The following is a 20,719-nucleotide window of genomic DNA, read 5'->3' as shown; positions in this document are numbered from 1 at the left end:
AACCGCACTGACCGGACCACCCTCCAAGCCCTGTGTCGTAGAGGGTGGCCGTTCAAATGTGCATTCCGATGCCTTGATGATCGATGGAGAGACTGCGATGAATCCGGTAAATCAAACAACAATTGATCGGTATCCGACGTCCCTGCGTATGTTGCACTGGGTGCGCGCCGTGCTCATCGCCGGCCTCCTCTGGGCTGGCTGGCACATGACCGGGATGAATGATGAAGTAGCAAGCAAATACGAGCTCTATTACCCGTGGCACAAATCCTTTGGGGTGTTGATGCTGTTGGTGGTCCTGGTCCAGATCACCCTGCGCTGGCGCACCCCCAAGCTTCCACAACCGCTGGAAACACTGGCCGGGCATGAGCGGTTTTTGTCACAGCTGGTGCAGCGTGCCATGTACGTCCTGATCGTGATCGTGCCGTTGATGGGTTACTCGATGTCGAGCACCTACACGATGAGCGACGGGGTATTCTTTTTTGGGGTGAACCTGCCGGAGCTGCTACCGAAAAATGACGACTGGTTCGTCGTCTTCCAGTGGCTGCACAAAGTGCTCGCCTATACCCTGCTCGGCCTGATCGTGCTGCATGTCGCCGGCGCCCTCAAGCACCGCTTCTTCGACCCGGACCCTCGCAACGACGTCCTGCGCCGCATGCTGTGACCGTCCCGTCTTAATCACCTTTCCCGCCGGAAAGCGCCACCGCTGGTGGCGCCTACGCATCAAACTCCCTGCAACAGATGCCGCCAGCGGCGACTCAGATCAGAACGTCACCCACACGATGAACTGCAAGTAAGTGTTGGTTGATGCGCTCCCGCTCTGCAAACCACCGTCCTCGAGCCACTTCTTTGGCTTGTAGAAACCCACCAGAGGCGACAACGTGATGTTGTCCGTCACCATCCAGTCCAGGTACAGGTCGACCTCACGGGCGCTGAAGTCTTGAGCATCCCGGTCGGAGAGTTGGTGATAGTGGAAGTACATCGCGTTGAGTGTCAGCTTGTCGGTCGGCTGCACCGAGAACAGCACATCGTTGATTTGCATGTTCGAGGTCACTGAACCGGCATAGTTCGCGGCTACTTCACCCTGGTACCGCTTGCGGAAGCCGCCCTGGAACAGGAAGTCCCAGCCTTCGGAATAACGCGAATAACGGTAACTTACCGCCGGTTGCCATTTGACGTCGGCAAAGGTGTAGCCCGCGTCGAAGAACATCGCCCGCTGCGACCCCGAACGTTTTTCCTGGCGCGCCACCTCGAATGCAAAATCAGCGTTCTCGATGCCGGCATTGCCCTGGCCACGGATGCTGTAGATATCCATGCCCTTGCGCTCACTCCGATCGGCGAAGGTATATCGCTCGTTGACATCCAGCCCGTGCACATAGGTCGAACCAATCGAGCCGATGGGCGTCGTGTAGTCGATGGTGGCGGCCGCCACTTCGGTCTCCGACTGTCCTGGATTGTCCGACTTCAACCACATCAGACTGCCGTGAAGCCCCTGCGTACCGCCCAGTTTCAGGACGGCCGTATTGCCGAAGGCCAATCGCGGCCCCAGGTAAAAGGCGCCGCCGCGATTGAACCGACCGTCCGCCACACCTGGGATGGGGCTGAAGGCCTTGCCGGGAGCGAACCCGTCGTCGGTGATCAGGAAACCGTCCACCGTCACGAGCTGCCGGCCAAAGGAGAAATCAACGCCGTCCGTACCCAGGGCGGGAATCAGGTCGCCTGACTTCCAGCCCAGATAGGCGTCTTCTACCGCCGTTCTTCTTTCATTCCCGGCAGTGATCGCTCCCGCGTCCCCGTCGCCCCATGAGCCCGTGCTGATCAGGCTGAACCCGCCGTAGATCGAGCCGGGACCGATCTTGTCCGTCGTGCCGTTTAGACCGTACTTTGCGAAGCCTTCCTGCCATCGCATCCTGCCGGGTTCCTCCTGCGGGTTGGCGAGGTAGTTCTTTTCACTGCCGAACCAACCAAATCCAGCCCAGAGGTCGGCATTCAGGACGGTAGCACCATCGTCTTCGTTGTAGAGCTCGTAGGCCTGTGCCTGCGGCCCCAATGTACAGAGTGCAACCAGAGAAATTAATGGAGCGTAGTGGGGGGTGCGCATGACGTCTCTCCTGTTTTTATATTTATGAGGCGAGTCATGAGTGTTCCGATTCGGGCCGCCCATGCGGTAGCCCAAATCAGCATGTGCACAGGGCGGCGCCCCTATTCCCTTGGTCCCATCGCTGCCCACTGAAAAACCTGTCCTGGGATTTGAATGGTTGCCGTTTTGGGCTACGGCCTGCGCAGGTGTCCCCCCTATGCTGGGGCCATAAGAACGCATAAGAACGAGGCATCCGTCATGACCCCATCCCCGCTGTTACGTCAGGGGCTTTGCCTGCTGACCATCGTCGCTTGCAGTGCCCTACCGTCCCTGGCCACCGCTCACCACTCATTCGCGCTTTTCGACCAGACCAAGATGGTCACGGTCCAGGGCGTGGTCGAGCGCTTTGCCTGGACCAATCCGCACATCACGATTTACCTCGATACGCCCGGCCCGCCCCCCCAGCGCTTCAAGATCGAGACGGGCAGTGTCAACGCGCTGCAGCGCGCAGGCTGGAACGCTGATTCGATCAAGGCTGGCGAAAGCGCCGAGGTGTCCTTCAGACCGCTGAAAAACGGTGATCCGGGAGGACTGCTCGTGGAGATCAAGATCGGTGACGTCGTGCTCACGGGCGGCGGTTAGGCGAAGTCCCTCCTCCGCTTCATGACTACCGAACTCAACCGAACCAGACAGGCCAGCAGCGTGGAGACGTTTCAATGAAACCGACACGAACCTTGAGCGCAGCAACGATCTTGCTCGGCGTCGTCCTCGTGACCGTCGCCGGGATGTGCAACGCGGCAGCGTCGAAAACCCAGCACGACAAGCGCCCGGACATCAGCGGCACCTGGGAAAGGACTCCGGATGATTGGTTCGGTGAGAACCCGGACGAGCCAGTGCACCCGGGCGGACCGATGGACCTGAAGGAACCCTATGCCAGCCAATACGCCGAGCTGAAGAAAAAACAGGCCGCCGCGAACGAAGCCGGGACGCCGCTGGCCACGACGAGTTCCAAGTGCCTGCCCGAGGGCATGCCGACGTTGATGGCGGCGCTCTTCCCGATCCAGATCATTCACGACGACAAGCAAGTGGTCGTCCTTGGCGAATATCTCCAGCAGGTACGCCGGATTCTCTTGAACGAGGCAATGCCGCCCAAAGAGAAGCTCGACCCCAAGTACCAGGGCCATTCGCGAGGCCACTGGGAAGGCGACACGCTCGTCGTGGAGACACAACGTGTGCGAACGGACGTGACGTTCTATGACGTTCCCCATGGTGCGGACATGAAGATCATCGAACGCATCAGGCTGCGGGGACCGGACCACTTGGAGGACCAAGTCGTGATTGAAGATCCACAGGTGCTCAACACCCCGTATCGCTTCACGTTCGACTACAAGCGCTCCGACTACGCCATTCAAGAATATGTCTGCGAGAACAACCAGATCGTGATCGACAGCGAGGGCAAGGCGTCCCTCAGCCGTGAGTGAAGCCCTATCAATGACCCCTTGGAGGTGAGCGGATGGAACGATCGATGACCATCAGCATCCTGCGACCAACGCTGCACGGCGTCCTGCTGTCGCTGATGCTGACCTCGAACACCTTCGCCGAAGTGCCCCGCATGCCCACAGTCGTTGCCGTGCCGCCCTCCAGTGTGCCACCGCTGTCGTCGGCGAAACGTCCGGGTACCGAACACAGCGACCTCGACATGTACGACTACGTCGAAGAGGAGTTTTACCTGCAAGGCGTCGCCCCGGCCATCACCGCCGCGGGCAAAACCCTCTTCGAGGCGCCCTATACCACGCGCATTCTGGTGCGCAAGCCGGCAGACCCTGCGCACTTCAACGGCACGGTGGTGATCGAGCCGTTCAGCTGGTTTGGCGAGCGCGCCGCAGGGTGGATCCTGACCCGTGATTACTTGCTACGGCGTGGCTACGCGTACGTCGGCTACACGCTGAACATGAACAAGCCGGCCGTCGACCCCAAGTTCATCTCGGACACCCCGGCCGCCGAGGCCGAGCAGGTCGCCCAATACGGACGGATCGTGAACTTCGAATTCATGCGCCGCTTCGACTACGCACGCTATGCGCCGTTGGGCACCTATTACGATCCGGAGCGCTTCACTCGCGGTGCAGGTCCCGATCCGTTCGTTCCACAGTCCCAAGGCATTGCCGCACAACTGGCGCTGCTGCTCAAGACCAATGCGGCGCAAGGCCCGTTGGCAGGCCTCAACGTGCAACGCGTCTATGTCAATAGCTGGGCCGTGACCGCGCAAGTCTGGATGGACTACCTCGACCAGGGCCGGCACCAGCAATGGCGCATGCCTGACGCAAGGCCACTGATCGATGCCTACATGACAGGCCGCATGGCCTATGGCGAGGTGGGCGGCGATGTCATCCGACTGCCGCGGCAGATGCCCGACGGCGTGCCGTTCGTGACCGTCTACAGCCAATCGGAACTGATGCATGACGTGATCGAAGGCATCGACCTGCCGCCGGATACCGACAGCCCGCAGCTTCGCTACTACGAAGTGACCGGCATACCGCATCTGCGGCTGGCCGACCTCGGCACGGAGCATACCGAACTGTTAGCTGCCGACATCGGCAAGGGTGACGACCCACGGTGCCGGACGTTGTACGACGAACCGGCGGAACTGGTCGTTTCGGCGCTGCTCGATGGCATGGACCAATGGGTGCGCGCGGGCAAAGCCATGCCGAAGGCGCCGCGAGTCCTGCGCGAAGGCAAAACCGTCGCACGCGACCCCGCCACAGGCAACCTGCAAGGGGGCGTGCGCCCGCCGTGGATCCAGGTGCCCAGCGCGACCTACCTCACGGACCAGGAGACCGGTTGCGGCCTGATCTACGACACCAAGGTGCCCTATTCCAAGGAAGCGCTTGGCCAACGTTACGGCAGTTTCAGCCACTACGAACAGGCATTCGAAGACGCCAAGGGCCTCTCGATCAAGCAGGGCTATCTCCTCCCGGAGGATGCAAAGGGCCTGCGTCCGATCGCAAAACCCCAAGACTTCTAACCCCACGCGGAAGCAAAGCAAATGTCACCAGAACTCATCATCGCCTGGATCTACGCGACACCGTTGAGCACCGCCATCAGGGACCTGTCCTGGGTCGTGCCCACCATCCAGAGCGTTCATATCGTCGCCATCGCAATGATCTTCGGTGCCGCCGTGATCTCCGACCTGCGGCTGGCCGGCGTGCTCGCCACGGACGAACCCTTGCGCGGCGTCATTCGCCGTTATTACCCGTGGATGCGCGCCGCACTCATCGTCCTGCTCCTCACCGGGTTGGTCATGATCATCGGCGAGCCTGACCGCGTACTGGTCAACACGACGTTCTGGCTGAAGATGTTCATGGTCGTTGCCGTGTTCACCCTGGCCTGGTCAATCCGACGTCCATTGCTGCGTCCCGCTGCTCAGGCACAAGGCGATAACGAGAAGCCGCCCATCAAGGCACTGGCCTGGCTGTCGATCGCCCTATGGTGCGGCGTGATCTTCTGCGGCCGCTGGATCGCCTACTGATCCCAGCGTTTTCAACGAACGTTTTCTCAGGTATTTGCCATGGACATTCAATCGATACTGCAAGCCCTCGAGGGCACCCCGATCGCAGCCTATATCAGAGAGTCGGGCTCCATTTTTCCAAACCTGGAGTCGGTGCATGTGATCGGCATCGCCCTCGTGTTCGGGACCATAGCCGTCGTCGACTTGCGCCTGCTCGGCGTCGCCTCCCATCGTCGAAGCGCGCTACGACTGATTCGGGAACTGCTGCCATTTACCTGGGTTGCTTTCGCAGCCTGCGTGATCACCGGCTTGCTCATGTTCGCCTCCAATGCCACCACCTATGCGCAGAACAGCGTTTTCTGGTGGAAGATGGGGCTGTTGGCGCTGGCCGGCCTCAACATGGGGATATTCCACCTGGGCGCCTATCGCCGGATCGCCGAGTGGGACACCATCCTGCCGCCTCCCAGCCAGGCCCGTATCGCCGGATTCAGCTCGCTGGCACTGTGGGTGGGCGTGATATGCCTTGGCCGCTGGATCGGGTTTGTCTGATGGCTCACCTGTCGCGAACCAGCCTCGGCGATGACGCAAACGACGCGGTCCATGTCGTGCGTCCGGCTTCCAGCCGCTGGGAATCGCTGGCCCTGCTGTTTGCAGCCCTGGCAATCATCGCCAGCGTGACAGGTTATGTGCTGCTGCGCCCACAGCACGCCGGCCCGCCGACACCCTTGAGCTGGCAGGTGCGCTCCTTCGATGGCCTCGGTGCAGTCGACCAGGCCATCCACAGCGCCCTGCTGCCCGCCGGTGAAGAAATCATCTGGAACAATAACGACACCGGCGGTTGGATCAGCCTGGAGCAAGCCCAGAAGATCTTGTTGCCGCCGTTCTACCGAGACGCCTTCTGGAAGACCAATGGCGAGGTGCACTGGCAGTTGATTTTGCCTGGCACCCACCTGCCTCATGCCGGTTCCGTCGATGATCACGACGACGCCGACGCCCCGACGCCCCCCAGCGACGTCTCGAAAGCCACCCTGGGCCAGGGCGCCACGGTCTACTACGGCTCCGCCGGCCGCGCGCCCGGCCAGAGCGCCTACCTGCTCGTCATTGGGCACGCCCATGCCGGCGTCATGTGGGCCAACCAGGCCACGATCTGGATCCACCGCGACCCGAACGCACCTTACCCAGACATCGTCAAGCCCGAATCGCTGGTCGGCCAAGGTTGGCGCCAGGTCATTCCTTACGACGGTGCCAGCGAAGTCGAACGTGTAAAAGGAAACCAGCCATGACCGTTTCTACCAGACACCGCGCACTGTGGCGCAGTTGCCTTGCGCTGCTGGTGCTGATACCTGCCCTTGCATTCGCCGACCCGACTGCCCCCTTGGACAAGAAGCTCAAGATCGGTGTCACCCTGCACCCCTACTACAGCTTCGTGGCGAACATCGTCGGCGATCGGGCCGAGGTCGTTGCGCTCATTCCGGCGCAAGCGAACCCGCATAACTATCAGCCGCAACCCGACGACATCACCCGTGCGATGACCCTCGATGTCTTGGTCGTCAACGGCATCGGCCACGATGAATGGGCCTTCCAGATCATCAAGGCCGCCGGTCGCGGGGCAACGCTGCCGATCATCCAGGCCAATGCCTCGGTCGCCCTCATTCCCATCGGCGGCGACCAGGACGGTGCCAAGGTGGTCAATCCGCATACCTTCGTTTCCACCACGGCAGCGATACAGCAGGTCTTCGAGATCACTCGCAGGCTGGGGGAGCTGGACCCATCCAACGCTGCTGCGTATCGACAGAACGCCCTGGCCTATGCCGCGCGCATCCGAGCACTACGGGCTGGTTTCATGACCCGCTTCGCCGCGTTGGATCTGTCTTCCTTCCGCTGCGCGACCACGCATGCCGGCTACGACTACATGATGCAGGAGTTCGGCCTGTTCGTGAGCGCCGTGATCGAGCCCCGTCACGGCGTCGCGCCGACTGCGCGGCAACTGGCCAACACCATCGACGCAATCAAGAAGGCCAATGTGAAGGTGTTGTTCGCCGAGAAAAACTTCTCCCTCGATCTCGCCAAGCCTATCGAGGCCGCCACCGGCGTGAAGGTCTTCTCGCTGTCTCACATCACCGGCGATACCTACAGCGCGGACGAATTCGAGGTGGCGATGCGCGAAAACCTCGAGACCTTGGCCGAAGCCGTCGAGTTCACGCAGCGATGAAGGAGAAACAAGCGATGTGCGGTCCCGCCATAGTGTTCGACAACGTCTCCCTGCGGCTGGGAGGCACGCAAGTGCTTGAAGACGTCAGTTTTCGGGTGGAAGCCGGGGCGCTGCACTGCCTGGTCGGGCCGAACGGTGGCGGCAAGACTTCACTGGTGCGTGCGCTGCTGGGCCAGATGCCGCATTCGGGAGCGGTCCGCTTCGAGGGCCAGCTCACGACCCCGGTGGGCTATGTCCCGCAATTGCCAGACTTCGACCGCAACGTGCCGATGACGGTCAACGATCTCATGGCCCTTCTCGGTCAACGCCGGCCGGCCTTCCTGGGCGCCAACCGATCCGCCAAGTCGGCCAATGCCGAGGCCCTGTCTCGTACCGGCATGGCAGGAATGGGCACCAAACCCTTTGGCAGCCTGTCCGGTGGGCAACGTCAGCGAGTATTACTGGCCCAGGCGATCAGCCCGGCGCCCTGGCTGCTGATCCTCGACGAACCGACTGCCGGCATCGACGAATCGGGGGTGCGGCTGGTGGAGGCGCTGGTGGCCGAATTGCACGGCCGTGGCGTCACCATCCTGTGGATCAACCATGACCTGGAACAAGTCAGGCGCATCGCCCAATCGGTGACGGTTATCAACCGCAGGGTGCTGTTCCATGGCGCCCCCGACCAAGTCGCTTACTCGCAGGAGGGGGCCCAATGAGCGCCCTGTACGACTTCATTCGCAACTACCTGCAGGCGCTCGCCGCCAGTGGCATCCTGCCGCAGCCGTTCGAGTATGAGTTCGTGATCAATGCCCTGCTCTGCGCAGTGCTCATCGGCCCCCTGCTGGGCGTGCTGGGCACGATGGTAATGATCAAGCGCATGGCGTTTTTCAGTCAGTCCGTCGGCAATGCCGCGATGACCGGCGTCGCGATTGGCGTGCTGATCGGTGAATCCTATACGTCCCCCTACTTCTCGATGTTCGGCTTCTGCTTGCTGTTCGCGCTGACGCTGAAGTACACGCAGCATCGCACCACGTTGGCCAATGACACGCTGATCGGTGTGTTCCTGTCCATCTCGCTGGCGGTCGGTGCCTCGCTGTTGCTGTTCGTGTCGGCAAAGATCAACACCCACGTGATGGAAAGCGTGCTGTTCGGCTCCATCCTGGCGGTGGACCACACCGACATGAACGTGCTGCTTGGCGTAACGGCGCTGTGTGCCTTGCTCGGACTGCCGCTGTACAACGGCATGTTGTTGGCCAGCCTCAATCCGAGCCTGGCCCATGCTCGCGGTGTGCGGGTGCGAAGCGTCGAGTACCTGTTTGTGGTGCTGGTCACCCTGGTGACGGTCGCTTGCCTGAAAATCATCGGCGCCGTGCTCGTCGAAGCCCTTCTGCTCATACCGGCGGCGGCAGCACGCAACATCAGTCGTTCGCTCCCGGGGCTGGTGGTGCGCGCCATCCTGATTGCGACCTTTTCCTGCGTGGTGGGAATCCTGGCGCCGATGCAATTCCACATCCCCGTACCTACGGGCGGGGCAATCGTGATAGTCGCCGCCCTGGTGTTCGTCGTCACCACCGTCATGCGCGCTACCGCGTCACGGTTCAGGGGGGCCAGCGTATGAACTTCTACAGATCCTGGCTGACGATTCTGACCCTGTTGCTGGGCCTGCCGTTTTCGGTCTTTGCCGATAACGCAAGGCAGCAGGTGCTTGTCGCGCTGCCTGCCGTGTATGCGCTCACCTCGGCACTCAGCGACGGCACGGCCCTTGAGGTCGTTCGTGTACCGGCAGGCGCGGCAGTGCCCATGGAAAGCCAGGCCAACGCACTGTCACGCCTGGACGCCGCAGTGTTCCAACAGGCCGAAGCCGTGGTCACCCTCAGCAGTCTCTGGCGCGCGGATCCGCTGTATGCGACGGCGCGCCGCCACAATCTACGGATCATCGAGATCGATGCCTCGCGCTCATGGGACACGGTCAAACCCAGCGTGGCGGTGACCCGCGTACCGTCGAACGATGTTCCCTGGGCCGCGGCGAGCGATGTTGATGAAGGCCAGTCCCCGTACGCCTGGCTCGGCCCCGTCAACGCCATGCGCATGTCGGCGCTGGTCGCCGCCGACCTGGAGCGCCTGGCCCCCGCCGATGCGCCGCGAATAAAGCGCAACCTCGCCGCACTTGAAGACCGCTTGCGCCGGCTCAAGGCCGACTACGGTGCCCGGCTGACAGCGGTGTCGGATCTGCGCGTGCTGTCGCTGGCCAATGAGTTCACCTACCTGTTCGGCGAATTCGGCGTCTTTGTCGACGGCTGGTTCGTCCGACAGGACATTGACTGGAGCGACGCTGACTACGCCGCGCTGACCCACTACCTGCGCGAGCGCGATATTCGCGTGGTGGTCCACAAGTGGGCACCGGACGCCAAGATCATCAAAGCCATCGAGGACGGGGGCGCGCGGTTGTTGGTACTCGATACGGGCAACCCGGGAATACTCGCCGACACGGCCAACGGATACGAGGCACTCCTGGGCTCGAACCTGGAAGCCTTGCTGGCGGCCTTCGCCGCGACTGGCAACGACAACACGAGAGGCGACGGCCAGTCGCCTGCCCAATGATCGATCTTGACGGCGAGGCGTTATGAAACCCATAGGTTCAGCAACACGGATAACGATGGCAGGCGCCCTGGTGTTCTGCCAGGTGACCTTCGCTCATGGCCCCGTCTTCGATTGCTACATCGAGGGGGATAACCAGGTGAAGTGCGAGGCGGGCTTCACCGATGGCAGCTCGGCCGCCGGCCGAAAAATCCATGTCCAGGACCCGAGCAACAAAGTGTTGCTCGAAGGCGAAGTCGGCAAGGACAACGCCTACACGTTCCAGCCCCCCGCCGGAAATTACTCCGTGGTGTTCCTCGGTGGCGCCGGCCATGAGCTCACGATTCAGTCTTCCGACATTTCAAGGTGAAAGCGACCATGACGTTCAAACGAAAATTGCTCCAAGCCCTTGCCGCTACGACATTCACTGGCTTGGCCGGCGCTGCACACGCCCATTTCCAGATGCTTTACGTGGAAGAAACGGCACTGCAGCGTGCGGAAAACCTTGAGTTCGCGCTGGTGTTCACTCACCCCTTCTCCGGCGGCCCCACCATGGCCATGGGTACACCTCGCGCCTTCAGCCACAGCAGCTCCCACGGCGAGGAAAAAATCGACCTGAGCAAATACTTGCGTCCCGTCGAGTGGCAGAGTCGCGACAACCGGACCACGGCCTATCGTGCCTCGATTCCACGGGAGTTGGTGCGTTCACTGGGTGACCATATCTTCGTACTCGAACCCGAGCCATATCTGGAAACCGAGGAAGATGTCTACATCCAACAGTTCACCAAGTTGATCGTGAACGTGGGTGGAGTTCCCGGAAACTGGTCAGAGCCACAAGGGTTGCCGGTGGAGATCCAGCCACTGAACAAGCCTTATGCCAACTGGACCGGCGGCGTGTTCCGCGCCGTGGTGCTGGCCGATGGCAAGCCTGTTCCGTTCGCCGAAATCGAAATCGAATACGTCAACCACTCCATCGATCTCGAAAAAAACGCCTTCGGCCAGCAAGACTATGTGACGGCACCTCAAGCTTCATTCAAAGCCCTGAGCACCTACGCGGACGCCCAAGGCATCGTGACCATTGGCCTGCCCCGGGCCGGCTGGTGGGGCATTGCGGCGCTCGACATCGGTGCGACGAAAACCCACAAGGGCAAACCGCTGTCGCAAGATGCCGTGCTGTGGGTGCAGGCCAGGGACATGAAGTGACAATGCGCGGCAAATCCCGAGGCTCACCCTCAAATGTTCACCGGTGAGCCCTGGTCCGGCCTTCGGCACCTGCGATGACCAGGAAGGCCAGCGCCAGGGCAACTTCGACCAGCACCGCCGGCAGGATGCCCGACTCGACATTGCCCACGGCCCACTCGACCAGCCCCAACAGTGCAAGCAGCGAGCACGTGGTGACAAATCCCGCCACTACGGCGGTTCGCCCTGGCGACGGCGGCGCATTGCGTACCAACAGCAGCGCAACCCCAATGCCCGCGTAGAGCGGTGCAGCACGCCGGCCTACCAAGCCCGTGGTAGCGCCATCGAAGACCACGCCCCAATTGCCCAGCAACGTGGCCGGCGCTAACAACCAGATGATCGCCAACGTAAAAAACAACAGCGCCGAAAAACTCGCCAGGTAGCGGAAAGCGCGGGAAGCATTGTTCATGCGTTCACGTCCACGACAGTACGCCCGCGCACCTTTCCTTCCAGCACCCGACCCGCAACGGTCGGAACCTCTGCCAAGCCAACCATCTGGGTGGTGCGGGCCAGCCTGCTCAAATCAAGGTCCTGAGCGAGCCGCGACCATGCTTGCAGACGTACCTCCTGCGGGGCATTGACCGAATCGATACCGGCCAGGGTCACGTTGCGCAGGATGAAAGGCAACACCGAGCCAGGCAGGTCCGCGCCCTGGGCCAGGCCGAAGGCAGCGACAACGCCGCGATATTGGGTGTGTGCCAAGGCGTTGGCCAGGGTATGGCTACCCACCGAATCAATGACACCAGCCCAGCGTTCCTTGGCGATCGGTGCGCCCGGCTGCGACAAAGTATTGCGGTCGATGACCTGCGTCGCACCAAGGTCGCGCAGGTAGTCGCCCTCCTCTTGCCGTCCGGTCGAGGCGATCACTCGATAGCCCAGGCCCGACAACAGTGCGATGGCCACCGAGCCGGCGCCGCCGCTGGCGCCGGTGACCAGGATATCGCCACGATCAGGGGTCAGCCCGCCATGCTCCAATGCCAGGACGCTGAGCATCGCCGTGTAGCCTGCGGTGCCGATAGCCATGGCTGCCTGGGTCGAGAATACTTCCGGGATTTTTACCAGCCAGTCACCGCTGACCCGCGCCTTCTGCGCAAAGCCACCGTGGTGGGTCTGGCTCAGCCCCCAACCGTTGACCAGCACACGGTCGCCGACCTTGAACCCCGGATGGCTGGACGTCTCGACGATACCGGCGAAGTCGATGCCCGGAATCAGCGGAAACTGGCGAATGACGGGAGAACGTCCGCTGAGGGCCATGGCGTCCTTGTAGTTAACGGTCGAAAACTCGATCGCGACGGTGACGTCACCGGGCATCAGGTCCTCGTCCTTGAAGTCGACCAGATGGGTCGAGATCGTTTCGCCGGTTTTGGTCGTGAGCAGCGCCTTGAATGTCATTGCTTTTGTCCTGTTCGTTCAAACGGATCGTCATCGCTGCCCTGTAGATGCAACAGACACAGCAAAGGGTATGGCCAGGCCGGGTCAGTGTGCCTGAGAAGGCCGTTTGGTTTCGAGTTGCAACGCCCTGCGGATGCCCGTGTCCAGCAAGCGCGCCGGGGCAAAACTGCGCATGAACTGCAGCTGGCCGGCCGCTTTGCCAGCGGTATAACGCAACTTCGGGCGCTCGGCGCGCGCGGCCTGGAGTACCACTTCAGCCACCACGTCGGGGCTGTCGGCGGTGGCCATGGCCTGTTGCACCACTTTCGTCACGTTCATTCGAATGTCTTCATACACGTCGAGTTTAGCGTCGGCCTGGAGGTTGTTGCTCTCGAATTGAGTCTTGGTATAGCCGGGCTCGACGACCGTGACCCTGATGCCGTGTGTGCGTAATTCGTGATCCAGCGCTTGCGAATAACCTTCCACCGCATGTTTGCTGGCTGAATAGAGGGCCGCGTAGGGAACAGGCACGACGCCGAGGATGGAACCGATATTGATGATGCGACCCGCACCTTGGCGTCGCATGTGTGGCACAACCGCGCGAGTCATGCGTACGATGCCGAGGAAGTTGGTGTCGAAAAGGGCCTTGGCCTGCTCGACAGAACTCTCCTCCGCAGCGGCGGGCGCGATGCCGAAACCGGCATTGTTGACCAGCAGATCGATCCGCCCCTCCAACGTCAGCAACTCCTGGATGACAGCTTCGACGCTGGCATCGTCGGTGACATCAAGCACCAACAGTGGCCCCCCCTTTTGCCCCGCCCGCCCGCCGCGTCGACTCGTGCCATAGACGCTGTAGCCTGCCGCGACGAGCTTATGGGCGATGGCCTCTCCGATGCCGGATGAAGCGCCGGTCACTAACGCGACGGGTTTGTTGATCATCATGAGTTTCCTTCCGGTTATCGAGGTTATCCGGTCAGAGATCGCAACTGTGGGCTGGCATGGCTCCGACGTCAGTGCGTGTCATAGACTGGCAGCCTTATGATGATGAGCATAATCGTAGCGGTCAATATTTTTGATGCTGATTGACATCAAAAAAAATGCCGGTAGCAGCCTTGCTCCCGGCACTTGGATAAATCAGTACACATGAAATCAATGATTAATCAGGCGGTCGACGACCTTGTGGCGAGTAAGCTTGCTCGCGCTTGAACGCAAAGCGGTCCGGCCCTGGACTGTTTCCAACAGGGCCGAACCGCTCTATCAAGCGATCAGATCGTTGGCAGTGAGGGTATTGACACCCACCAGCTGGATTTCAAAATCCGCTCCCAGGTCGCCGTTGACGTTGCCATACAGCACCTGATCGACGAAACGCAGCTGTCCGGCAGCAGTGAAGTCATTCGAATCGATGAAACTGAACGTATCGCCGAACGTGGTCAGAAGATTGGCGTCGATTTTCGACAGGTCCAGCTTGTCGCCCTGCAGGCTGCTGAAGTCAGAAATGGTATCACGGGCAGAACCTATGCCCAGGTCGCTCAGCGTGTTGAAAACAAAGCGGTCGCTTCCATCTCCGCCGGTGAGGCTATCGGTGCCCTGGCCGCCACTCAGAATGTCATTGCCCGCCCCACCATCCAGCACGTTACGCCCGGCATTGCCGATCAGCACGTTGTTCAGACCGTTGCCGATACCTATGAAAGCAGTGCCGGTCAGTGTGAGATTCTCCAGATTGGCACCCAGGATCCAACCTACCGAGGAGCGCACGGTATCGATTTCACCGCCCAGGGTACTGGTTTCGCTGATGACATCACTGAGGTTGTCGACCACGTAGGTGTCGTTGCCGGTACCGCCAACAAGCGTATCGATACCGCTGCTGCCGTCCAACGTGTCGTTGCCTGCCCCACCACTCAGCACGTTGTTGCCGGCGTTACCGATCAGTACGTTGTTCAGGGCGTTGCCGCTGCCATTGAGATGGGCGCTGCCGATCAGTGTGAGGTTCTCCAGATTGGCACCCAGGCTCCAATTGAGGGAGGAGCGCACGGTATCGATTTCGCTGACCAGGGTACTGGTTTCGCTGACAATATCCTTGAGGTTGTCGACTACGTAGGTGTCGTTGCCAATACCGCCAATCAAGGTATCGGCACCCGCACCACCATCAAGAACATCGTTGCCTGCCCCGCCCTGAAGGTTGTTCACGGAGGCGTTGCCCACCAGGCTGTTATTCAGATCGTTGCCAACCACCGTGAACGCCCCGGTGCCGCTCAGGACAACGTTCTCGACGTTGCGCAGATTGCTCAGGCCCAGGTTGACAACGCTGCTCGACGAACTGGCGGCATAGGTGACAATCAGGCCATCACTGCCCTGATTGACAGTTTCTTGTACCAGAACCAATTCATCAGCCCGGTCGAGCACATAGGTGTCGTTCCCCGCGCCACCGATCAGTGTGTCCCGTCCGGCCCCACCGTTGAGTACGTTGTTGCCAGCGTTGCCGGTCAGCACGTTGTTCAGGGCATTGCCGGTGCCATTGAGATGAGCGGAGCCGGTCAGGATGAGGTTTTCCAGGTTGACGCCCAGGGCCCAGCTCACCGAAGAGCGCACGGTGTCGATTTCGCTGGCCAGGACGGTGGTTTCGCTGACGATATCCTTGAGGTTATCGACCATATAAGTGTCGTTGCCGGTACCGCCAATCAAGGTATCGATACCGCTGCTGCCGTCCAACGTGTCGTTGCCTGCCCCGCCACTTAGCACATTGTTGCCGGCGTTGCCGATCAGCACGTTACCCAAGGCGTTGCCGGTACCGTTGAGCAGGGCGGAACCGGTCAGGATGAGGTTTTCCAGATTCGCGCCCAAAGTCCAGGCCACCGAGGAGCGCACAGTATCGATTTCACCAGCCAGGGTGCTGGTTTCGCTGACGATATCCTTGAGGTTGTCGACGACGTAGGTATCGTTGCCGGTACCGCCAACAAGCGTATCGATACCGCTGCTGCCGTCCAACGTGTCGTTGCCTGCCCCACCACTCAGCACGTTGTTGCCGGCGTTACCGATCAGTACGTTGTTCAGGGCGTTGCCGCTGCCGTTGAGGTTGGCGCTGCCAATCAGTGTGAGGTTCTCCAGATTGGCACCCAGGCTCCAATTCAGGGAGGAGCGCACGGTATCGATTTCGCCGACCAGGGTACTGGTTTCGCTGAGAATATCCTTGAGGTTATCGACCACGTAGGTGTCGTTGCCAATGCCGCCAATCAAGGTATCGGCACCCGCACCACCATCAAGAACATCGTTGCCTGCCCCGCCCTGAAGGTTGTTCACGGAGGCGTTGCCCACCAGGCTGTTGTTCAGATCGTTGCCAACCACCGTGAACGCCCCGGTGCCGCTCAGGACAACGTTCTCGACGTTGCGCAGATTGCTCAGGCCCAGGTTGACAACGCTGCTCGACGAACTGGCGGCATAGGTGACAATCAGGCCATCACTGCCCTGATTGACAGTTTCTTGTACCAGAACCAATTCATCAGCCCGGTCGAGCACATAGGTGTCGTTCCCCGCGCCACCGATCAGTGTGTCCCGTCCGGCCCCACCGTTGAGTACGTTGTTGCCAGCGTTGCCGGTCAGCACGTTGTTCAGGGCATTGCCGGTGCCATTGAGATGAGCGGAGCCGGTCAGGATGAGGTTTTCCAGGTTGACGCCCAGGGCCCAGCTCACCGAAGAGCGCACGGTATCGATTTCGCTGGCCAGGGTACTTGTTTCGGTGACGACATCCTTGAGATTGTCGACCACGTAAGTGTCATTGCCTGCACCGCCAATCAAGGTATCGATACCGCTGCCGCCGTCCAGGGTATTGGCACCGGAGTTGCCGTTGATGCGGTTGTTCAACGTGTTGCCCGTGCCGTTGATATTGGTACTTGCGCTCAGCGTCAGGGTCTCGATGTTGGCACCCAGGGTGTAATTGACGGACGAGATGACAGTGTCGATTTCGCTCGCCAAGGTGCTGCTTTCCTGCACCTTGTCACCGATATTATCGACAACGTAAGTATCGTTGCCCGCTCCACCGATCATCGTATCCTTCCCGGCACGACCGTTCAGGAGGTTGGCCAATGCATTGCCGATCAATGTGTCGTCATTGGCCGAGCCGACCGCGTTTTCAATTTTGGCCCCGTAGGCGATCGCCAATCCTTCATTGAAGGCCGTCTGGGTGTCGAGTTTCAGGAACGCTTGGCCGATCTTGCTGAACTGGCCTTCATTCAGGTTGATGCGCACCGCTGCCAGCTGATTGCTTGCGTCGATCGTGTCATTGCCGCCTGCGTCCCAGATCGTCTCGAAAACCGATTGGCCGACGGCCCAGCTGTAAGTGGTATTACCCGTCTGCCACTGGGTGTTTGCCCCATAGAGACTCTGTATGGCGGCAATATCCAGCAACATGGGCGTAGTCGGCTCATAGGAATACGCGGTGTTGTAGCTCATGATTGTGTATCGAACGTCGTCGAACTGAGCGGAAAGCACGGTAGAGTTCGACGAGCTTGGCGAGAACGGATGCTTGAGGCCCAGGGCGTGACCTATCTCATGCATGAACACCAGGTAGTCATAGGTGCCCTTGGCGGGAGCCGGGTTATTCGTGACTGGCCCCAGCCAGACATCACCGGCGCTGGGGGTATTACCAGGAAAATAGCCCCAGGCAGCGGTGTCATCGTCCATGTACAGGTAACCGCCGAATCGCAAGTCACCGACATTGCTGGCCGTCTCGCTCACTTGTTGGAATTTGATGTTGGCAACCGAACTCCATGTACTTAGCGCACTGACAATGCCGTTCTTCTGCGCCGACGAGAGGACGTAGCCGTACTCATATTCATTTTCGCTGCTGTAGGCGCTGGCGAAATACGAACTCATGGTCATGAAGCTGTACGTCAGAGACGTGGTGAACGCTCCGGTGCTCGTATTTCCAGCCCAATAAGTGCCGTAAAGCAAGCTGTTGACCTGTGCGTTACCAGTCAGCTTTGCGTACGAAATGGATGAGTAACCTAATGGACTGGGCATCTATATTTCCTGAGGGCTAGCTGCGGACCTTCCTGGATGCGGCCGCTACATAAGGGTATTTTGCACGAGAAACAGGAGTTTTGATATCACTTAGCCACTGCTTTTTAATTCAATATTCGACAACGATGGCGCAACCAACCACTCATTGGCCCGGCGAATATCCCCATCTCCCAGCCTTCCGCTCCAGCGATGCAGCACCAGCAAACTGGTCACGAACTTGTATTGGGACTGATAGAAATCACGCCGTGCACGAAACTCTTCCTTGATGCTGTCCAACACATCGACAGCATTCTTGACCCCATAACCGAACGCTTTTTCCGTGGCTGCCCGTGACTTTTCAGCCGACTCCAGCGCGCGCCGTGTTGCCTTGATCCGGCTGAGTTCGGCCGTCATGCCGAGATAAGCGGTACGGGTTTCCTTGACGACCTGGCGACGCAAGGCTTCCAGCTCTTGCTGGGCGGCCTCCCTGTCACTTTCGGAACTCGATACCCGTGCCCGGGTGGAGCCCCCACTGTAGAGCGGCATCTGCAAGTCGAGAGAAGCAACGAGGTTGTCCGAGCGAGGCGTCACTGCGCCTTCATAGCCGATATCACTGCGTTGCGCCGTCAAGTTCAGGCCCAACCGAGGAAGATGACCCGCCTTGTTTTCGTCTATTGCCGCCTCGGCGGCTCGGACGCTGTGCTCCCGGGCATGCAGTGCCGGGTTGCTGTCGAGCGCAGTCTGCACCCAGTAGTCTTGCGCTTGCGCCGGCAGGCTGAAGGCAGGATTGTCGCCGATGCGCTTGAACTGCTCGCTGACATCACGCCCCACCAGTTCGGAAATGGCCTCACGACTGACCAGGACTTTATTGCTGGCTTCGATCTCGTCGGCCTTGAGCGCATCCACTCGCGCTTCAAGATCCAGTGCGTCGGTCACCATCGCCATCTGCCGCGCGTACAAGGCCTTGACCCGCTTGAGGTTGCGCTCGGTCGCCTCCAGCTCGCTGCGCACCAGCGACAACTCGTCCTCTGCCGCAAGAACGGCGAAGTAGCGCTCGGACAGATCAATGCTGGCCTGCACCTGGGTATCGGCCGACTCGTAGCCACTTTGCCGGGTCAACTCAATGTACTTCTGGTAACTGCGCCAGACCTGCGGATCGTAGATCACCTGATTGAGCACCACGGCCATGCGCTTGCCGTTGTACTGGATACGGTTCAAGTCGTCATCGCGCCGGCTGCGGTTGACGCTGCCGCTGGCGTTGAGCTGCGGCAATAATTGACCAAAGGCCGCACGCTCCTTGCCCTCGCCGCTTCGGACCAGGGCTTGCGCCCGCAGCACGCGCGGATCAGCCCCCTGCGCTTCCTGATGCAACTGCCACAGGTCAACATAAGTATCGTCAGCGAGCGCTCCCAGTGGCATGAGGGCCAGGCACAGGGTGATCAGGAACTTCATCTCAGTCCTCGATCAGCGAACGGGCGAACACATTGCTGGCAGGCTGCATCAAGTATTGCAACAGCGTCCGCGCCCCCGTATTGACCAGCACCTCGACCGGCATCCCCGGAACCAGGGTCAGGTTGCCCAGCGTCTGACGCCCCTTGTCCGTCAGGGCCACGCGCGCCAGGTAATAAGCGGTGCCGGTGTCCTTGTTGATCAAGCGGTCGGCGGAAATCTGCACCAGTCGCCCCTCGATGACGGGCGTGGTGCTGCTCTTGAACGCGCTGAAGCGAATGTCCGCCAGCTTGCCCAATGCGATGCGGTCGATGTCCATCGGCGACACCTGCGCCTCGACGATCAGTTCCTCGTTGGCCGGGACGATGTCCAGCAGCGCTGTGCCGGGGCTGACCACGGCGCCTAGGGTGTGGACTGTCATGCCCATGACCATGCCTGACTCGGGCGCGAGAATATCGGTACGCTGATCACGGTCCTGCAGGGTCGCCAACCGCTCGCGCAGTTCATACACCTTGGTCCGCGCATCGCCCAACAGGCCGGCGACTTCACTGGCGAAGGCCTTTTTCAACTGCAGGATCTTCAACCTCGCTTCATCGATATTCACCCGCGCCTGCGCGATCCCGGACTGGCTTTCGGCTACTTCGGTTTGCAGCCTGGAGAGGCTGCGCTCTTGCTCGCGTAGCCGTTGTTTGTCCACGTAGCCTTCGGCAAGCAACGCCCGCAAATCGACTATTTCTTCTTGGTAGGAGGCCGCCAGCATCTGCTTGCTGGCGATGATCGCCTTGAGTCCGCGGATCTGCTCCTCGATTTGTCCGATGGTCTTCTCTTGCAGGCCGATTTCGCCCAGCAACGAGGTTCGTCGGGTTTGGAAAATCCGCGCTTCACTGTCGCGAGCCTCTTGTACTCGCGGGTCAGTGGGATCCAAGGCAGGCACCGCCACAGGTTCGGGCTGCCCGTCGCGCTCAGCCTCCAACCGCGCCTGCAATTGGAGCGCGGCGATCAACTGGCTGCGTGTCGTTTCCACTTCCGAACGCGCCTGGGTGTTGTCGAGCACCAGCAACACATCGCCGGCTTTTACCAGGTCACCGTCATGCACGCGCAGTTCGCGCACGATGCCGCCTTCAAGGTGCTGCACCGTCTTGCGGTAGCTTTTGACCGTGACCACGCCCGGTGCGAGTGCCGAGCTGTCGAGCGGGGCCAACGCAGCCCAGCCACCGAAAAGGCCAAAGGTGACCAGCAACATGAGGTAGCCGATGCGTCGAACCGGCCTGTCATCGACGGGCAACGTGTTGGATGAGTGCTGACTGTTTTGCAT

Annotated in this window: 20 protein-coding genes; 13 read left to right on the top strand and 7 right to left on the bottom strand. The window is 60.6% G+C overall.

The genetic code is table 11. The features are described from left to right. Positions 1 to 97: 97 nt before the first annotated feature. Positions 98 to 661, top strand: a complete 564-nt coding sequence (locus PBDP_RS14550) for a cytochrome b (protein WP_109755427.1) — start codon at positions 98 to 100, stop codon at positions 659 to 661. A 99-nt stretch (positions 662 to 760) separates the two neighbouring features. Here the strand turns inward: PBDP_RS14550 and PBDP_RS14545 are convergent, their stop codons facing one another. Continuing rightward, positions 761 to 2,098, bottom strand: a complete 1,338-nt coding sequence (locus PBDP_RS14545; protein WP_109755426.1) for an alginate export family protein — start codon at positions 2,096 to 2,098, stop codon at positions 761 to 763. Positions 2,099 to 2,335: 237 nt separating this feature from the next. On the opposite strand from PBDP_RS14545, the gene PBDP_RS14540 reads away from it, so the two are divergent. From PBDP_RS14540 to PBDP_RS14485, 12 genes are all read left to right on the top strand, one after another. Beyond that, the gene (locus PBDP_RS14540; protein ID WP_109755425.1) at positions 2,336 to 2,719 is read left to right on the top strand and encodes a DUF6152 family protein; all 384 of its coding nucleotides are present in this window, start codon (positions 2,336 to 2,338) and stop codon (positions 2,717 to 2,719) included. Between the two features lie 74 nt (positions 2,720 to 2,793). Further along, complete coding sequence (locus PBDP_RS14535; RefSeq protein ID WP_212802440.1) at positions 2,794 to 3,558, top strand: hypothetical protein; 765 nt, start codon at positions 2,794 to 2,796, stop codon at positions 3,556 to 3,558. A gap of 44 nt (positions 3,559 to 3,602) precedes the next feature. Then, positions 3,603 to 5,099, top strand: coding sequence for an alpha/beta hydrolase domain-containing protein (locus tag PBDP_RS14530; RefSeq protein ID WP_249411853.1), 1,497 nt, complete (start codon positions 3,603 to 3,605; stop codon positions 5,097 to 5,099). Between the two features lie 21 nt (positions 5,100 to 5,120). After that, positions 5,121 to 5,603, top strand: a complete 483-nt coding sequence (locus PBDP_RS14525) for a DUF6644 family protein (RefSeq protein ID WP_109755422.1) — start codon at positions 5,121 to 5,123, stop codon at positions 5,601 to 5,603. 39 nt (positions 5,604 to 5,642) lie between these two features. Further along, positions 5,643 to 6,131 (top strand): DUF6644 family protein, encoded by a 489-nt coding sequence (locus tag PBDP_RS14520; protein ID WP_109755421.1) that lies wholly within the window; start codon positions 5,643 to 5,645, stop codon positions 6,129 to 6,131. Further along, positions 6,131 to 6,865 carry a DUF6162 family protein gene (locus tag PBDP_RS14515; RefSeq protein WP_109755420.1) on the top strand — a complete coding sequence of 245 codons (735 nt, stop codon included), beginning with the start codon at positions 6,131 to 6,133 and terminating at the stop codon, positions 6,863 to 6,865. The genes PBDP_RS14520 and PBDP_RS14515 overlap by 1 nt, the downstream gene beginning before the upstream one ends. Beyond that, positions 6,862 to 7,794 carry a metal ABC transporter solute-binding protein, Zn/Mn family gene (locus PBDP_RS14510; protein ID WP_109755419.1) on the top strand — a complete coding sequence of 311 codons (933 nt, stop codon included), beginning with the start codon at positions 6,862 to 6,864 and terminating at the stop codon, positions 7,792 to 7,794. The genes PBDP_RS14515 and PBDP_RS14510 overlap by 4 nt, the downstream gene beginning before the upstream one ends. A 14-nt stretch (positions 7,795 to 7,808) precedes the next feature. Then, positions 7,809 to 8,489, top strand: coding sequence for a metal ABC transporter ATP-binding protein (locus PBDP_RS14505; protein WP_232200779.1), 681 nt, complete (start codon positions 7,809 to 7,811; stop codon positions 8,487 to 8,489). Beyond that, positions 8,486 to 9,391: a metal ABC transporter permease gene (locus PBDP_RS14500; RefSeq protein WP_109755417.1), complete on the top strand. Its 906-nt coding sequence runs from the start codon at positions 8,486 to 8,488 to the stop codon at positions 9,389 to 9,391. The genes PBDP_RS14505 and PBDP_RS14500 overlap by 4 nt, the downstream gene beginning before the upstream one ends. Next, positions 9,388 to 10,374: a metal ABC transporter solute-binding protein, Zn/Mn family gene (locus tag PBDP_RS14495; RefSeq protein WP_249411852.1), complete on the top strand. Its 987-nt coding sequence runs from the start codon at positions 9,388 to 9,390 to the stop codon at positions 10,372 to 10,374. Before PBDP_RS14500 ends, PBDP_RS14495 begins: the two co-directional genes overlap by 4 nt. A 55-nt stretch (positions 10,375 to 10,429) precedes the next feature. Then, positions 10,430 to 10,720 (top strand): hypothetical protein, encoded by a 291-nt coding sequence (locus tag PBDP_RS14490; protein ID WP_232200777.1) that lies wholly within the window; start codon positions 10,430 to 10,432, stop codon positions 10,718 to 10,720. Between the two features lie 8 nt (positions 10,721 to 10,728). Further along, positions 10,729 to 11,553 (top strand): DUF4198 domain-containing protein, encoded by an 825-nt coding sequence (locus PBDP_RS14485; protein ID WP_163858803.1) that lies wholly within the window; start codon positions 10,729 to 10,731, stop codon positions 11,551 to 11,553. A 37-nt stretch (positions 11,554 to 11,590) separates the two neighbouring features. On the opposite strand, the gene PBDP_RS14480 is transcribed toward PBDP_RS14485, so the two are convergent. The 6 genes from PBDP_RS14480 to PBDP_RS14455 form a co-directional block, all read right to left on the bottom strand. After that, positions 11,591 to 11,998, bottom strand: coding sequence for a hypothetical protein (locus tag PBDP_RS14480; RefSeq protein WP_109755414.1), 408 nt, complete (start codon positions 11,996 to 11,998; stop codon positions 11,591 to 11,593). Beyond that, entirely contained in the window at positions 11,995 to 12,981 is a 987-nt protein-coding gene (gene acuI, locus PBDP_RS14475) for an acrylyl-CoA reductase (NADPH) (protein WP_212802439.1), read from the bottom strand. Before acuI ends, PBDP_RS14480 begins: the two co-directional genes overlap by 4 nt. A gap of 84 nt (positions 12,982 to 13,065) precedes the next feature. Further along, the gene (locus PBDP_RS14470) at positions 13,066 to 13,899 is read right to left on the bottom strand and encodes an oxidoreductase (protein WP_109755412.1); all 834 of its coding nucleotides are present in this window, start codon (positions 13,897 to 13,899) and stop codon (positions 13,066 to 13,068) included. Positions 13,900 to 14,217: 318 nt separating this feature from the next. Beyond that, the gene (locus PBDP_RS14465; protein ID WP_212802438.1) at positions 14,218 to 17,976 is read right to left on the bottom strand and encodes a M10 family metallopeptidase; all 3,759 of its coding nucleotides are present in this window, start codon (positions 17,974 to 17,976) and stop codon (positions 14,218 to 14,220) included. 90 nt (positions 17,977 to 18,066) lie between these two features. Next, on the bottom strand, positions 18,067 to 19,407 hold the full coding sequence (locus tag PBDP_RS14460) for a TolC family protein (protein WP_212802437.1): 1,341 nt from the start codon (positions 19,405 to 19,407) through the stop codon (positions 18,067 to 18,069). 1 nt (position 19,408) lies between these two features. Continuing rightward, on the bottom strand, positions 19,409 to 20,719 hold the full coding sequence (locus tag PBDP_RS14455; RefSeq protein WP_249014923.1) for an HlyD family type I secretion periplasmic adaptor subunit: 1,311 nt from the start codon (positions 20,717 to 20,719) through the stop codon (positions 19,409 to 19,411).

It is taken from the genome of Pseudomonas sp. St290 (genome assembly GCF_018325805.1).
GTDB lineage: Bacteria > Pseudomonadota > Gammaproteobacteria > Pseudomonadales > Pseudomonadaceae > Aquipseudomonas > Aquipseudomonas bijieensis.
The sequence above is the reverse complement of the archived record's forward strand: the minus strand, read 5'-3'. Positions and strand labels throughout refer to the sequence as shown.

Bases quoted from the DNA above. Each gene is read 5' to 3' on its own strand.
- PBDP_RS14550 (WP_109755427.1), top strand. From the start codon at position 98: ATGAATCCGGTAAATCAAACAACAATTGATCGGTATCCGACGTCCCTG.
- PBDP_RS14485 (WP_163858803.1), top strand. From the start codon at position 10,729: ATGACGTTCAAACGAAAATTGCTCCAAGCCCTTGCCGCTACGACATTC.
- PBDP_RS14510 (WP_109755419.1), top strand. From the start codon at position 6,862: ATGACCGTTTCTACCAGACACCGCGCACTGTGGCGCAGTTGCCTTGCG.
- PBDP_RS14465 (WP_212802438.1), bottom strand. From the start codon at position 17,976: ATGCCCAGTCCATTAGGTTACTCATCCATTTCGTACGCAAAGCTGACT.
- PBDP_RS14480 (WP_109755414.1), bottom strand. From the start codon at position 11,998: ATGAACAATGCTTCCCGCGCTTTCCGCTACCTGGCGAGTTTTTCGGCG.
- PBDP_RS14455 (WP_249014923.1), bottom strand. From the start codon at position 20,719: ATGCAAAACAGTCAGCACTCATCCAACACGTTGCCCGTCGATGACAGG.
- PBDP_RS14530 (WP_249411853.1), top strand. From the start codon at position 3,603: ATGACCATCAGCATCCTGCGACCAACGCTGCACGGCGTCCTGCTGTCG.
- PBDP_RS14535 (WP_212802440.1), top strand. From the start codon at position 2,794: ATGAAACCGACACGAACCTTGAGCGCAGCAACGATCTTGCTCGGCGTC.
- PBDP_RS14525 (WP_109755422.1), top strand. From the start codon at position 5,121: ATGTCACCAGAACTCATCATCGCCTGGATCTACGCGACACCGTTGAGC.
- PBDP_RS14495 (WP_249411852.1), top strand. From the start codon at position 9,388: ATGAACTTCTACAGATCCTGGCTGACGATTCTGACCCTGTTGCTGGGC.
- PBDP_RS14545 (WP_109755426.1), bottom strand. From the start codon at position 2,098: ATGCGCACCCCCCACTACGCTCCATTAATTTCTCTGGTTGCACTCTGT.
- PBDP_RS14500 (WP_109755417.1), top strand. From the start codon at position 8,486: ATGAGCGCCCTGTACGACTTCATTCGCAACTACCTGCAGGCGCTCGCC.
- acuI (WP_212802439.1), bottom strand. From the start codon at position 12,981: ATGACATTCAAGGCGCTGCTCACGACCAAAACCGGCGAAACGATCTCG.
- PBDP_RS14460 (WP_212802437.1), bottom strand. From the start codon at position 19,407: ATGAAGTTCCTGATCACCCTGTGCCTGGCCCTCATGCCACTGGGAGCG.
- PBDP_RS14470 (WP_109755412.1), bottom strand. From the start codon at position 13,899: ATGATCAACAAACCCGTCGCGTTAGTGACCGGCGCTTCATCCGGCATC.
- PBDP_RS14515 (WP_109755420.1), top strand. From the start codon at position 6,131: ATGGCTCACCTGTCGCGAACCAGCCTCGGCGATGACGCAAACGACGCG.
- PBDP_RS14490 (WP_232200777.1), top strand. From the start codon at position 10,430: ATGGCAGGCGCCCTGGTGTTCTGCCAGGTGACCTTCGCTCATGGCCCC.
- PBDP_RS14505 (WP_232200779.1), top strand. From the start codon at position 7,809: ATGTGCGGTCCCGCCATAGTGTTCGACAACGTCTCCCTGCGGCTGGGA.
- PBDP_RS14540 (WP_109755425.1), top strand. From the start codon at position 2,336: ATGACCCCATCCCCGCTGTTACGTCAGGGGCTTTGCCTGCTGACCATC.
- PBDP_RS14520 (WP_109755421.1), top strand. From the start codon at position 5,643: ATGGACATTCAATCGATACTGCAAGCCCTCGAGGGCACCCCGATCGCA.